This is a genomic window from Reichenbachiella agarivorans, from assembly GCF_025502585.1.
GTDB classification, from domain to species: Bacteria; Bacteroidota; Bacteroidia; order Cytophagales; family Cyclobacteriaceae; genus Reichenbachiella; species Reichenbachiella agarivorans.
Window position 1 is genome coordinate 2,680,593 of sequence record NZ_CP106679.1, and the last position, 12,838, is coordinate 2,693,430.

Annotated in this window: 13 protein-coding genes; 4 read left to right on the plus strand and 9 right to left on the minus strand. The window is 41.8% G+C overall.

Annotation, left to right across the window (positions count from 1 at the left end; all coding sequences use genetic code 11):
- Positions 1 to 50 precede the first annotated feature (50 nt).
- Positions 51 to 1,751: a Na/Pi cotransporter family protein gene (locus N6H18_RS11280; RefSeq protein WP_262308379.1), complete on the plus strand. Its 1,701-nt coding sequence runs from the start codon at positions 51 to 53 to the stop codon at positions 1,749 to 1,751.
- A gap of 51 nt (positions 1,752 to 1,802) precedes the next feature.
- Here the strand turns inward: N6H18_RS11280 and N6H18_RS11285 are convergent, their stop codons facing one another.
- Together N6H18_RS11285 and N6H18_RS11290 are read right to left on the minus strand one after the other, a co-directional pair.
- On the minus strand, positions 1,803 to 3,884 hold the full coding sequence (locus N6H18_RS11285) for a helix-hairpin-helix domain-containing protein (protein WP_262308380.1): 2,082 nt from the start codon (positions 3,882 to 3,884) through the stop codon (positions 1,803 to 1,805).
- Positions 3,881 to 4,711 (minus strand): PorV/PorQ family protein, encoded by an 831-nt coding sequence (locus N6H18_RS11290; RefSeq protein ID WP_262308381.1) that lies wholly within the window; start codon positions 4,709 to 4,711, stop codon positions 3,881 to 3,883. Before N6H18_RS11290 ends, N6H18_RS11285 begins: the two co-directional genes overlap by 4 nt.
- A gap of 86 nt (positions 4,712 to 4,797) precedes the next feature.
- Here N6H18_RS11290 and N6H18_RS11295 point away from each other — a divergent pair, with 86 nt between their 5' ends.
- Together N6H18_RS11295 and N6H18_RS11300 are read left to right on the plus strand one after the other, a co-directional pair.
- Positions 4,798 to 4,998, plus strand: coding sequence for a hypothetical protein (locus N6H18_RS11295; protein ID WP_262308382.1), 201 nt, complete (start codon positions 4,798 to 4,800; stop codon positions 4,996 to 4,998).
- A 135-nt stretch (positions 4,999 to 5,133) separates the two neighbouring features.
- Entirely contained in the window at positions 5,134 to 5,553 is a 420-nt protein-coding gene (locus tag N6H18_RS11300; protein WP_262308383.1) for a hypothetical protein, read from the plus strand.
- A gap of 105 nt (positions 5,554 to 5,658) precedes the next feature.
- Here N6H18_RS11300 and N6H18_RS11305 read toward each other — a convergent pair whose 3' ends face one another.
- The 4 genes from N6H18_RS11305 to N6H18_RS11320 all read right to left on the minus strand — a co-directional run bounded on the left by N6H18_RS11305 (position 5,659) and on the right by N6H18_RS11320 (position 9,770).
- Positions 5,659 to 6,630 carry an SMP-30/gluconolactonase/LRE family protein gene (locus N6H18_RS11305; protein WP_262308384.1) on the minus strand — a complete coding sequence of 324 codons (972 nt, stop codon included), beginning with the start codon at positions 6,628 to 6,630 and terminating at the stop codon, positions 5,659 to 5,661.
- A gap of 110 nt (positions 6,631 to 6,740) precedes the next feature.
- Complete coding sequence (gene truA, locus N6H18_RS11310) at positions 6,741 to 7,517, minus strand: tRNA pseudouridine(38-40) synthase TruA (protein ID WP_262308385.1); 777 nt, start codon at positions 7,515 to 7,517, stop codon at positions 6,741 to 6,743.
- Entirely contained in the window at positions 7,517 to 9,079 is a 1,563-nt protein-coding gene (locus N6H18_RS11315; RefSeq protein WP_262308386.1) for an SDR family NAD(P)-dependent oxidoreductase, read from the minus strand. The genes truA and N6H18_RS11315 overlap by 1 nt, the downstream gene beginning before the upstream one ends.
- 139 nt (positions 9,080 to 9,218) lie before the next feature.
- Positions 9,219 to 9,770: a hypothetical protein gene (locus N6H18_RS11320; protein WP_262308387.1), complete on the minus strand. Its 552-nt coding sequence runs from the start codon at positions 9,768 to 9,770 to the stop codon at positions 9,219 to 9,221.
- Between the two features lie 151 nt (positions 9,771 to 9,921).
- On the opposite strand from N6H18_RS11320, the gene N6H18_RS11325 reads away from it, so the two are divergent.
- Entirely contained in the window at positions 9,922 to 10,338 is a 417-nt protein-coding gene (locus N6H18_RS11325; protein ID WP_262308388.1) for a gamma-glutamylcyclotransferase family protein, read from the plus strand.
- 94 nt (positions 10,339 to 10,432) lie between these two features.
- On the opposite strand, the gene N6H18_RS11330 is transcribed toward N6H18_RS11325, so the two are convergent.
- From N6H18_RS11330 to N6H18_RS11340, 3 genes are all read right to left on the minus strand, one after another.
- The gene (locus N6H18_RS11330) at positions 10,433 to 11,290 is read right to left on the minus strand and encodes an alpha/beta fold hydrolase (protein WP_262308389.1); all 858 of its coding nucleotides are present in this window, start codon (positions 11,288 to 11,290) and stop codon (positions 10,433 to 10,435) included.
- Positions 11,291 to 11,446: 156 nt separating this feature from the next.
- Positions 11,447 to 12,010, minus strand: coding sequence for a TetR/AcrR family transcriptional regulator (locus tag N6H18_RS11335; RefSeq protein WP_262308390.1), 564 nt, complete (start codon positions 12,008 to 12,010; stop codon positions 11,447 to 11,449).
- Between the two features lie 563 nt (positions 12,011 to 12,573).
- The gene (locus tag N6H18_RS11340; RefSeq protein WP_262308391.1) at positions 12,574 to 12,753 is read right to left on the minus strand and encodes an AAA family ATPase; all 180 of its coding nucleotides are present in this window, start codon (positions 12,751 to 12,753) and stop codon (positions 12,574 to 12,576) included.
- Positions 12,754 to 12,838 lie beyond the last annotated feature (85 nt).

Consider the following 12,838-nt stretch of genomic DNA (forward strand, 5'->3'; position numbering starts at 1 on the left):
CATTTGCAGGCATTTGAAATCAGATACAGTTTTTATTTAAAAGAGAAGAGGTGGAATACGGTTTATTTGACGTTTTGAAATTGGTGGGAGCACTTGGATTCTTTATCTACGGGATGAAAGTGATGAGTGAATCGATCCAAAAAGTAGCAGGAGACAAGTTGAGAGGAGTGATGAGTTTGATCACGTCCAACAGAGTGAGTGGGGTATTTACCGGTTTTTTGACAACAGCCATTATTCAATCTTCATCAGCCACTACCGTGATGGTAGTGAGTTTTGTCAATGCAGGGTTGCTGAAATTGCGCCAAGCCATCAGTGTGATCATGGGAGCCAATATTGGTACTACGATTACTGCCATATTGATACTTTTTTTAGGTTTTTCCAAGTTTAGCATTTCTAATTATGCCTTGGTAATCATAGGTTTTGGATTTCCTTTGATGTTTGCCAAAAAGGCAAATCTCAAATATTGGGGGGAGTTTATGATTGGTTTTGCTTTGCTATTCATGGGCTTGGACGAATTGAAGCATTCTGTCCCAGATTTGAAAAACAACCCTGAGATCCTAGCGTGGATTTCTTCACTCAATGAGTGGGGGTTTCTAGCAATTGTTACCGCTGTATTGATAGGTACTGTATTAACGGTGGTGGTTCAGTCGTCAAGTGCAGCTATGGCCATCACTTTGATTATGTGTGACAATGGATGGATTCCATTTGATATGGCAGCGGCCATCGTACTAGGAGAAAATATTGGCACTACGATCACAGCCAATTTGGCCGCTTTGGTTGGGAATGTACATGCCAAACGAGCAGCTAGGGCTCACCTAGTTTTCAATTTACTAGGAGTAGTCTGGATGTTGTTGGTTTTTCATTTTTATATTAATACCATAGACTCGATGATGGTGGCGTTGAGCGATCATGGCTCACCTCTCAATGATACTTCGGCAGTCAAGTGGGGTTTGACTTACTTTCATATTAGTTTCAACATCATCAATACATTGATCATGATATGGTTTGTTCCATATATAGAAAAACTGGTGATCAAAATGGTGCCTTCTCGTGATGAGGAAGATGATGAATTCCGTCTTGAATTTATCGGTACTAGTTTGATGAGTACAACGGAGATTGCGCTGTTGGAGGCAAGGAAGGAATTGGCACTTTTTGGAGAGATGATTCGCAAAATGCATGATTTTTCAGTGGAACTGGTCAACTCTGACAATCCAAAGAGAATTGAAAAATTACTCAAGAAGATTGAAAAATATGAACAGCATACCGATGAGTTGGAAGTAGAAATTGATGATTACTTGGTCAAAGTAGCAGAAGGTAGGCTTTCGTCCGAATCTTCTGAAGAAATCAGAGCTATGTTGAGCATCACCAGTGATTTGGAGAGAGTTGCAGATATCATGATGCGAATGTCCAAAGATGCTAGCAAGAAGACCAAATACAAGTTTGACTTCAACAAGGAGCAAACCAAGAACCTGAATGCTTTGGTAGGCTTGGTAGGTCAGGCTATCGATCAGGTGGTGATCAATTTGAACAAGAGTTATTCAGATGTTACACCTGATAATGCCAAGGATATTGAAAGGCAAATCAATGCTAAGACAAAGGAGTTGAACAAAGATTACTTTAAGAAAATTAAAGAAAAGGACTTTGATATTCGTACAGGAGTAGCCTATAGAGATTGGATTTTTGCTTGTGAGAAAATCGGAGACCATTTGATCAATGTCACCGAAAGTCTGTCTGAGTTGAACGAAGATTGAACCTTTTGACAGGTGTCGAACTATAAATCTCCTTCGGTCTTCGAGGGAGATTTATAATTTATAGCGGATTTGAAATTTAATTTCGGATTTGATGTTCCCATCAATACGCTCGTTGCTAGAGCCGATGGATTCGATTTGCTCGTCATAATGATACCTGCCATACTTTGTCCAGAGCGTCAGTTTTCGTGTAGGGTTGTATTGCAGCATAACGTAGCTGCGTGTACCTATACCTGAATAGGCGGGAATTGAAAATGCATAGAGCAGGTCTTTCTCGTACACATATTGTCTGTTGTCATAATCCTCAGTGTCAAAGATTGCAAATCGGGTGCTTATCCTGAATTTTGAGATTCTGACATTGACGTCTTGGATGATCGCAATCCCTGAGGTTGAATTTGCGTCCAAGTCGTAGCTGCTATACTGTACCCTAGACTTGAGAGCAAGGGCGGGGTTGAGATGATAATCCAAATTGGCAGCAAGTGATCGTTTGATTCCTGCTACCAGTCTTTTGATATTTTCATTCTCTTGTGCAATCGTTCTTTCTTTGGATTGCTCTCGGTATTGCAGGTAGAGGTTGACACTACGCGAGGGTCTGTATTCAGTTTTTAGCAGGTATTCATAGCCAGAAGACGGGGCTTCTGCTCGGTATCTCAGCCAAGGAAAACTAAAGTAATCATAAAATGCTGCAAAGACCCAACGCTTGGAAGGTGTGATTTTCAATCCCCAATACATACCTTTTTCATTGATTGTCCGAGACCCCTCGCTGAATGAGTTGCCGTAGAACGAATGAAAATCCTTGTCATAATCTCTATATACGAAACTGAGCGAGACGATTGGAGACAGACTACTCATGAACCCTGCGACATAGGCTCGCCCACCAGACCTAGATTGGGCAGCCTCACCAAACAGCAGGATGTTGTGCCAGTTGTAGTTGGCAAACAGCCCTACGTTGTAATTGTATTTCCCTTTGAATTCATACTGGTTGTAATTGTTGGGAGTTTTTTGTATCGTGTGAGAGTAATGACTGGCCATGTAGGTGATTCCTCCCTGAAAATTGCGGGAGTGAGTATCATTGTAGGTCAGGTTGACTCCATAGCTGTCTTCGGTGATTTTGTTTCTATTCTCCAGTTCTGTATACGTGCGATGAAACCCCGTCTCTAGGATACTAGAGACATATTCTTCATAACTTTCACTGTCTGTTGCGGTTTGGATGTTGCCATCTTGTCTGATGTGAGAATAAAAGGGGCTGATGTCAATTCGTTTGGCAACAGTGTAGGTAAATGCGGCTCCTCGCATAAAACCCGATTCCAGTACCGAACTATAGGGTCGTATACCAGAATTGCCGCGTTTGACGGTGGTGATGGTTTCGGTTCCTTTGCCAGGATTGAAACCAGAGCCGAGAATCAGCCCTTGACCAAACTGCATTTGATAGTCTCCGATGCTGATCTTTTTGAACGAACCTTTGTTCTCCAAAAACAAGTGATACGAGTAGTAGTCGAACCCATATTGTTTTTGTTTCGAATCCCAAATCACCTGTTCCCCAGGATCCTTCTCGAAAGTGAACCCCACACTGAAATCTTTGGAATGGCGCGATTGGAAACGACCATATAATTTATACGGAGAGCCTACATAGCCTCCTGAGTCTATTCTGGTGTATCCATGCTTGTCCTCTAGGTTGCGTTCTGCCCTGAGGATAAAATAGCTGTTTTCTTCGTGCGTGATCCGTTGGAGTAGGTTGCCTTGCATTTGGTAATCGTCTTTTCCTCTCACCACCACAAAAGGCAGGATGTTTTCTATTGTGATGACATCAAAACCTTCGATGACTTGCAGCTCGTAGATAGAAGTCATAGGGCCGTGTTGATCCAAATAGTCGATGAGGTTGTTGATTTGTAGGATGTTGAGTTGGTAGAGACTATTGAGTTCAGACTTGTTGGTGCGGTTGAGATCAATGGGGTTGAGGTAGAGTTGGTACAGCGACTCATAGAGGTCATCGTAGTTGATGTCTTCGTCAGGCACCTGAAACATACCTTCTATGAAAGTCTGTATATCGATCTGGGGTCTGTCTGGTTCTGGGTATTGAGCAAATATGGCAGTTGGCCACAGTACCATCGACAATATTTGTACCCAGCGATTCATTCTAGGGATTTTTTGGATCCAAAATAGTAGGCAAATGAAACTTGATTGATGCCACCTAGATCGGGATGAATGCTATAGGCGTAATCTATACTCAGGTTTTTGGGATTCAACCCGATCCCGAAGTTGCTGATAAATGGCTCTGTCTTGAAACCCAAACGCAGTGCCACCCATTCTATGATTTGGTATTCCATTCCGATTTTGAAGGAGAGAGGGTCGTCTAGGTTCTTTTCTACCTCGGTATTGAGCATCAGATCAGAATTGGGTCGGTAGCTCAGGCCCGTTTTCATGTATGTAGGTACTAGTTCGCCTGTTTGTTTGGAGAGTTTGGCTTGGTTGATGTTGGACACATGCGCGCCAAAGTACAGGTGCTTGGTGAGCTCGGCACGTCCTCCAAAATCAATCATGAGGTTGCCAGTGGAGCCACCATTTTCGATGTTTAGTTGGTAGTAACCAAGATTTAGTCCCAGGCTGACTATGCCTAAGCGGTGACTATATCCCATGTGAGCCCGTTGTTCGTTGAGTAGATCGCCACCGTAGCGGAAGACCCCTACACCGAATACACCATTCCAAATGGGTAGGGTTGCGCCTGCTGCTATGCTGGACAACTCAGGAATACCATAGAGATTGCGGTAAGAACCAAAGACGGCTATTTTTTCGGCATCCGCCAAAGCCCCAATGTTGTTGAATAGTGCCCATCCGTCCGAAATAGTGACGCTAGTACCTGCAATGGCACTCGATCTGGCTCCCATGGCATAGTCGCCATTTTGACCAAAGAGGTCAAGTTGGATCGCAAGAGTTCCAAGTAGGATGAAAAGGTTGGTTTTCATTTACTTCTAATTTACCTCATTATATCTATTTATTCAAAGTATCGTATGGGGATATTCATTAACCTTGCCCTCAAATAGAATCATCAATGAGTATCGCTTTAAACAACATTCGGACACACAAAGAGTATGTTTTGGTCAACTACGGAGAGAAGTATGAGTTTCGCGTAGTAGAGATTGTCTCTGACGAAGAGTTCATTTTGCAGGATGTCCACATCATGGAGCAATACCGAATGTCAGAGTTGATTGGACGTGGTAGAGGCAAGGATTTTAGTATTTGGGAACGATAAAAGGCTGTTTTGGGTACTGTTTTGATTGCGGATCACCATTTATGGTGATTTTTTCTTTTACCACATTATGGTGATGTATAGCAGTATTTTCGATTTCATATTTGCAATCGAAATAAACCAAAAAATAAAACTAAAATGATCTACGGTATTACATTAATTATCTTGGGGATATTGGCAGCTCCCTCTCTTTTGCTAGCAAAAAAACCAAATGCACAAGAGTTGTTGGACAAAATCACGCCTTATCAAGGTTGGATTGGTCTTGCCTTTTGTTTTTGGGGTATCTGGGGCGTAATCCAAGCGGTACTTAACATGAGCATGTTGACCACATGGCCTATCTGGTGGATCACTTGGTTGGCATCTAGTGCAGTAGAGGCAGTGTTGGGTTTTATCCTAGGATATGGAATGATCAGTCGATTGATCTTATCTAAAAACGAAGAAGCTAAAAAGAAAGGGGAAGCACTTTTGGCAAAGCTGGCTCCTATGCAAGGAAAACTGGGGTTAGTTGGTATTTGTGTAGGTGCTTGGGTCATTGTTGCCAGCATTTTATTCTACTAAACCTTTCGCACTTCATGACGTTAAGCAAGAAGTCATAGCAGTTCAATCAGAAAAGCCCATCAAGTTCATCTCGATGGGCTTTTTCTTGTATGGTAGTTGATAGGTCTAGTTGGCAAAGAAGGACGCCTTTACGCCCTTTACACCAGGTACAGCGACAAAGACACTGCCCGATAGTGGCATAGCATCCAGTTCGCTCGCTCTCATATCCACACGTGCCGATGTGATGAACAGCGAGTCTAGGTTTTTACCTCCAAAAGCACAAGAAGTAATGTTGTGAGCAGGGACATGGATTTGTCCTGAGATCGTTCCTGTTTTGGTGTCTATTCTCAGTACTTTGCCTCCATTCCAGAGACACACCCAGAGATTGTCTTCTGCGTCGATGGTGCTTCCGTCAGGATAGCCATATTCAGAGAAATCCATCATGTAGCGCTCGTTGGAAATAGTACCCGTGGCATCATCATAGTCGAAAACTCTGACCTTGCCATCAGGCGTGTCTATGTAAAACATGGTTTTTTTATCCGCGCTCCATGCGATCCCATTGGAAATGGTGACGCTGTCTAGCATCTGAATGGAGTTGCCGCTTGAATCGATTTTGTAAAGTGCGGCTGCATCATCTATCTGGTCGAGGTGCATGGATCCTACCCACAATCGCCCTGAAGGGTCGCATTTGCCGTCATTGAAGCGCATGTTGGAGATCTCAGCCTCGGGACTGACTATCAAGTCCAATTTACTACTGTCCAAGTCATAGTAGTAGATACCGTCTTGTAGTGCCAATACTGCTCTGCCATCGGTCGCTGGTACGATGGTACCGATTCTTTGCTCCAGCTGGTGTACGGCTCTTTTTTTGGTAGATACATTGAGTCGAAAAAACTTCTTGCCTTCTATATCAATTGACCACAACTCGTTGGTCATATGATTCCAGATTGCTCCCTCACCCAGTTCGTTTTGATCTTCATAGAACAATGCAGCATTCCATTCATTGGCCGCAAGCTTTGGGGCTTCACTGTCTTTGGTGTTTTTTTCTCCACAAGATATGAGACCAGCCACAGCCAACACTAGTATTGATTTTTTCATCATGATTGTTAGTTTGGATGTAAAATAACAGGCAAATAATAAGACTCCTACTAGGTGAATCTCACTTTTATGGTAGTATTTACCTTGTCTTGCTTGTTTTTTGGAGAGTAAATCTAATAGGTAACCGAATTGAGTACCAAACCAGTCGCGGGAGCGATGTAGGTATAGGGTTCCTTTCGTTTTTCGATCAAAGACAATTTGAACTCTTCCAGATCTATTTCTCCTTTGCCAAGGCTGAATAGTGCCCCGACCATCATCCTGACCTGATACCTCATGAATCCTGGGCCAGATACCCGAAAAATGTAGCTTTGCTCTGGAAAGAAGTTGGCTGTATAGATGTCATTGATGACGATTTCACTATGCAGGATTTCTCGTTCGAATACCGTCTTTTCTGATGGTTTGTGGACGAAATTCTGAAAGTTGTGTTTGCCTTGGTACAAACTGGCAGCCTCGGTCATCAGTGGGATATCGAGGGGTTCTCTGATGTGACAGATATATGGCGCTGCAAAGGGGTGGTTCTTGGCTCCAAAAGAAAACAGATACAAATACTCTTTGATTTTGGAGTGCTGTATGATGTTGAATTTTTCATCTACCTGCTTGATGCTTAAGGCTCGAATATCTGATGGTAGATTTTTGTTTAGTTCTTGAAAAAACTCCTGCGTATGGAGTTCTTCTTGGACGAACAGTTCGAAATAAGATTGATTGACAGAGACCATGGCGTCTGTTCTGCCTGCGGCTAGTGTTTTGTGCTCTTTGTGTCCTAGTACGTGGTTGAGCGTTTTTTCTAGCCTGAGCTGGATCGTTTTCACGTTGGGTTGTTTTTGGAATCCATGGTAGCGGTATCCCAAATATTGAAATTCTATGAGGTAGAAAAAGTATTTCCGCTTCATTACCAGTCTATTGGAAAGTAGTCTTTGAGGAATTTGCCGCACCAATGCTTGCCAGTATTGATTCCATCCAACAATGGATCGACCACTCTGGCGGCTCCATCGACTATATCTAGTGGAGGCTGAAAATCGTGCAGCTCTTCTTTCTTTTTAGCTAGTTCGATGGGATCCTCATCGGTCACCCAGCCCGTATCGACGGCATTCATGTAGATGCCATCCTTGGCAAAGTCACTCGCAGAGGTGTGTGTCATCATGTTCAAGGCCGCCTTGGCCATGTTGGTGTGCGGGTGTCGGTCTTCTTTCTTGAACCGGTGAAATTTGCCCTCCATGGCTGAGACATTGATGATGTGTTTTTGCCCTGTATAGTCCTTGCGCATCAATCCGATCAGACTGTTGATCAGCACGAAAGGAGCCACGGCATTGACCAATTGTACCTCTAGCATTTCGGCAGTTTGTATCTCGCCGAGTCTGAGTCGCCAGCTGTTGGTTTTGCGCAGATCTACTTGTTGCAAATCTGCATCTAGTTCTCCTTCTGGGAATATCTCTGCTGCCTCCAGTGAATTGTCAAAGCGATATGGAATCTGCGATAGCTTGGCGGATGCTCTTATCCCTACGCCTGGTTCCTGACCGTGCCATGTGACGGGCATAGCGCCATCGTTGTTTTCCAGTGATTTGCCATAGTCAGTGAGGTCACGGACACAGGCGTGATGGTCTTTGAGCAAGATTTTGGCTCTGTCGGATTGTTGTGCATAGGGTAGCAATTCCTTCTCCATCATATGGGCATAGAACCCTGGCGGTCTTCGCACTGTCTGGGCAGCATTGTTGATGATTACATCGAGACGGTCAAAATTCTGCTCGACATAGCTGGCAAATAGCTCCACACTGGGGATGTGTCTCAGATCCAAACCATGGATGTGCAGGCGATCTTTCCACAGCTCAAAATCCTCTTCTTTGGAGAAGCGATTGGCCGAATCCACTGGGAATCGTGTCGTGGCGATCACTGTAGCACCAGAGCGCAGCATCATCAGGCAGATGTGGTAGCCGATTTTTAATCGGGAGCCTGTGATCAATACGACCTGTCCCGTCATGTCAGCACGCTGAAAGCGCTTCAGATAGTTGAGGTCACCACACTCCTGGCACATGGCATCATAGAAGTGGTGGAGAGTGGTATATTCCTTCTTGCAGACGTAGCAGTTGCGGGGAGAAGACAGTACTCGGTCGTCGGTAGGAGGGATATGCGCTGCCTGCAATTGCTTGGGCGCTTCAAATATTGGCGTCTCACGTGCTGATCTGATACCAGACAGGGCCCTTGCTTTGCGATCGTTGGAGACTTTTTGAATCCGTTTTTCCTTTTTGATTTGGCGCTTTCTTAGCCGGTATTCGTCTCTGTTTGGTCGGGAGAGCTTACCAGCAGCTTTGAGCAGTTCGACACGGATATCTTCAGGCATAGCATCTAGCATTTCACCCTGCTCGGAGAGTGCTTGGAGCAATTCCACCGCTTTCTGTATTTCGTTTTGATCTATTTGCTTGCCTTTTTTGCTATCTCCCATGTCTGTTGCCTTCAAAATGCAATATTAGCCTGAGTTCAGGGATAAAAAAAGAATCTAACACCCGTGGCATTAGATTCTCAGTTTTTTAGAGGATTGAAAGGATAAGCAAATGAGCACTTTTGTCTACCTCTATTTGTGCTTTTTGCCAAGCGACCTAATCCCAGGTGATTTCATAGGAGGTATATGGGTCTCCTTTGGACAAGGAATTTTTGATGTCGAATTGTAGATTCTGACAGCCGCAGATTTCCAAAGCCTTTTCCATCCATCCTCCGATACGGTATTCAATCAATTCGTTGTTGATAGGGAGCTCAGTCAAGTGCAACAGCATAGATTTGTCCGTGGTAGCTATCACTTCGATGTTGGTCGGTGAGTAGAAGGTCGTCATGACCCTACTGGCGCGCTTGAGCATAAAAGCTGGCGTACTGACCAATACGAAGATTTTAAAGACACCTTTTAGTGCAGCTTCGGCACTGTACCTACCCGATTCCCAGGCTCCTTTTTTGGCATCTGGGTAGAAGAGTTTGCACAGCTGAATGGTAGGTTCAATGACTCCTTCATTGACAGGATACCACTTTTGTGCTCCGACATTGCCGAGGAGTTTTTGTGTGTCGGCTGATAAATTGTCTTTCCAATCCGAATACTGCCCAGCATGTCTTTGCTTTACGAATTCATCAATACTCATCAATACTGATCCTCTTACCTCCATAATTTGCTCTAAGTTTTAAATAGTGGTTTCTCAGCTGCTGTTTCTGTTTGCCAATAGTTTCGACTAAAATACGGAAAAATATCTAATCCAAAAATCAAGGGGTAAATTGAAAATATGACTGTACATTTAGTGGATATTTACAATGATTGAGGTGAGTCCAAAAGAATATTTGTTTGTGTACGGGACTTTGATGCAGTCTTTTGACAATCCCTATGCCCAACTGCTGCGCAGCAATTCCACTCTGATAGGAGAGGGATACATGCTGGGTAGACTGTATTTAATTGAGCATTATCCTGGCGTCATAGTCTCGACGGTGTCTGAGGAAAGGGTCTATGGTCAATTGTTTGAGTTGAGTGACAATCATCAGGAAGTCTTGGATCAGCTAGATCCCTATGAAGGTATCGGAGCTCAATTCTCAGCGCCACAAGAATATGTGCGAGAGAAAGTCTCGATTCATTGCGCACAAGGCACAATTCAATCTTGGGTCTATATCTACAATAGACCAATCAAGGAAGAAAATTACCTGGTTTCGGGAGTATTTACCCATATACCAGATCGACTGTTGTGAAGTTAAATCACTTGTTTCAGGTGGGGGAGCCCTTCTATATTTTAGGTCTTAGTGGACGTGAGATTATGGGGAAGGCTACACACCTTTAGAATAATTATAAAGCATTCATAAAATCCCGTATTTTGGATATTATTTCATCCCCATTTTCCTCAAGGGCAAAATGTCCGGTATTATAAATATTATAATCTATTTTCTTGATATCCTTTTTGAATGCTTCTGCACCGCTTTCTGGAAAGTATTCATCATTTTTACCCCACACAACTAGGGTTGGTGGTTGATTATCCCTTAAATACTGTTGCCATTTAGGATACAACTTTAAATTACTTTGGTAATCGTACCATAAATCTAAATTTACTTTATGTGCATTAGGACGTGACATTCTTAAATAATCTAAATGCCACGTATCAGGATTGATATTTTCAGGATTTCTAGTGCCATGAGTATATTGCCATTTTAAACCTTCAAGCGTAAATGCTGGCAGCAACGCTTTTTCGGTACTTTCATTTCGGTTTTTCCAAAATTCCTTAATGCCTGACCAAGCTTCGCCCATACCTTCCTCATAAGCGTTCCCATTTTGAGTAATAATCGCGGTTACTTTTTCTGGGTTCGCAGTTGCTATCCTGAAACCGATAGGAGCTCCATAATCTTGCATCATAATGGCATAGGAGTCTAATCCCTTTAATTTAATAAATGACTGCATGGTGTGAGCTATATTATCAAAGGTGTATTCATATATGTCAGGAGATGGAAAATCACTATTACCAAAACCTGGATAATCTGGTGCTATTAAGTGAAATTCACTCCCCAAATGATTAAGCACTTTTCTGTATTGATGTGACGATGATGGGTAACCGTGCAACAATAAAATTGTGGGTTTACTTGGAACCCCAACTTCCCGATAAGCAATTGACACACCGTCAACTACTGCATTTTTGTATTTAATTTGATTCATTTTATTATCCTTTCTGTTTCGATTATATTGTCTGTACGGCCAATAAACAGTGTTACATACATTATGTAAATCCATTTCTTTTTTCTCCTATCATATACAATTGCAGTCCTATTATTATAATACCGAACGTTCGGTAAATTGTTAATTCAAATTTTTTTACTCTTTAGTATATAGGGTTTCAATATTATTTAAGGTATTAATAAAAATTTTTGGATTATTAAAACCTCTTGAAACAATCAAGCTACCTTGAATTTCAATAAGTACCTGAGTAGCTTTTTCTTTTGCTACAGATTGGTTTAAACCAAATGCTAATCCAATATTTGTAAAAGCATCCACCCAATATGACATAGAGTCATTTATAAGTTGGCTAAATATGTTTATCCCAGATTGCATTGAAAAGGCTTGTAAAAGACAAGGAGCGTTACCCTCTTCGTACAGTTTTTTAATGAACTGCAATCCATTTTTAAGTCGCTCTGCTGGAGAAAGCAACTGATTGGTAAGGGTATTGAAGACGTGTTCTTCTACCCAATTATTAATATTTAGCAATACAGCTTTTGCCATTTCTTCTTTTCCTTGGGGAAACCGATGATACAAGCTTGCTTTTTTTAATCCAGTGACCAGAGCTAATTCAGCCAAGCTTGTCCCCTCATAGCCCTTCTCTTTAAAAAGTTTTGCAAAGCCATTAAGCATTTCCTGTTCCTCTATCTTTTGTGGTCTCATAAGACAAATGTATAAACCATATAGTATTTTACCAAACGTTCGGTAATTTTAATTTCTTCTGATGGTTTGTATGTTGGAATGTTTCTGGTTCCTCAATAGCATAAATGAGACTAGATACATTTTCTTATACTTTTCATCTCTCTGCTTTGGTCTTGAAAAAATTCAATAGAATAAGTCGCTCCACTCCGCTACGTCTTTTGTTAATTGGGATGTTTTCATCATCTGTAATTGAAGTACTTTTAAAAGCGTCCGCTTATTTTAAACTTGCTGTGTTTGGTAATACTGGGTTTAGGTTATTTGCAATATCAGGATTGTTATGTTGCCAAATAACTGCTCTCATTACAGTATTTATTGTTTGATGCATGTAATGGCATTATCTCTAATTATTTTTTGAAGCTCAGTATTTTTTTGTAATAAATCTTTACAGTTGCTTTCTGTTGGATGATTTGCTTTTACATATACTTTGTCTTTATCTCCATTTGTATATTTTTTTAGTATTTCAAGTTGATTGTGGGAGTTTAATGGATACTCTGTTTGCAACGTGGTGTCATTGGTGCTATCAATTACAATAATTCTTCAAAGGGTACCGAAATGATAGTTTCTGTGTCATCTTCGGCAAGAGCTTGCTTATTAACATCATCTTTATCCAGTTTGATTACGCCCTTTCCTTCATTGATGAAAATGTCCAATGCTTCTAAAGATGTTGATTTTTCAATATTATTTTTCCCAACAATGATGGTCAAATCACCAATCCGATCTTAACTTCTTCTTTATTACTTATGAAGTTTTTGATTTTTACTGTCTTTACTTTTATCTGTAAATTTTCGG

Bases quoted from the DNA above. Each gene is read 5' to 3' on its own strand.
- N6H18_RS11295 (WP_262308382.1), top strand. From the start codon at position 4,798: ATGAGTATCGCTTTAAACAACATTCGGACACACAAAGAGTATGTTTTG.
- N6H18_RS11335 (WP_262308390.1), bottom strand. From the start codon at position 12,010: ATGAGACCACAAAAGATAGAGGAACAGGAAATGCTTAATGGCTTTGCA.
- N6H18_RS11330 (WP_262308389.1), bottom strand. From the start codon at position 11,290: ATGAATCAAATTAAATACAAAAATGCAGTAGTTGACGGTGTGTCAATT.
- N6H18_RS11305 (WP_262308384.1), bottom strand. From the start codon at position 6,630: ATGATGAAAAAATCAATACTAGTGTTGGCTGTGGCTGGTCTCATATCT.
- N6H18_RS11285 (WP_262308380.1), bottom strand. From the start codon at position 3,884: ATGAATCGCTGGGTACAAATATTGTCGATGGTACTGTGGCCAACTGCC.
- N6H18_RS11290 (WP_262308381.1), bottom strand. From the start codon at position 4,711: ATGAAAACCAACCTTTTCATCCTACTTGGAACTCTTGCGATCCAACTT.
- N6H18_RS11300 (WP_262308383.1), top strand. From the start codon at position 5,134: ATGATCTACGGTATTACATTAATTATCTTGGGGATATTGGCAGCTCCC.
- N6H18_RS11320 (WP_262308387.1), bottom strand. From the start codon at position 9,770: ATGGAGGTAAGAGGATCAGTATTGATGAGTATTGATGAATTCGTAAAG.
- truA (WP_262308385.1), bottom strand. From the start codon at position 7,517: ATGAAGCGGAAATACTTTTTCTACCTCATAGAATTTCAATATTTGGGA.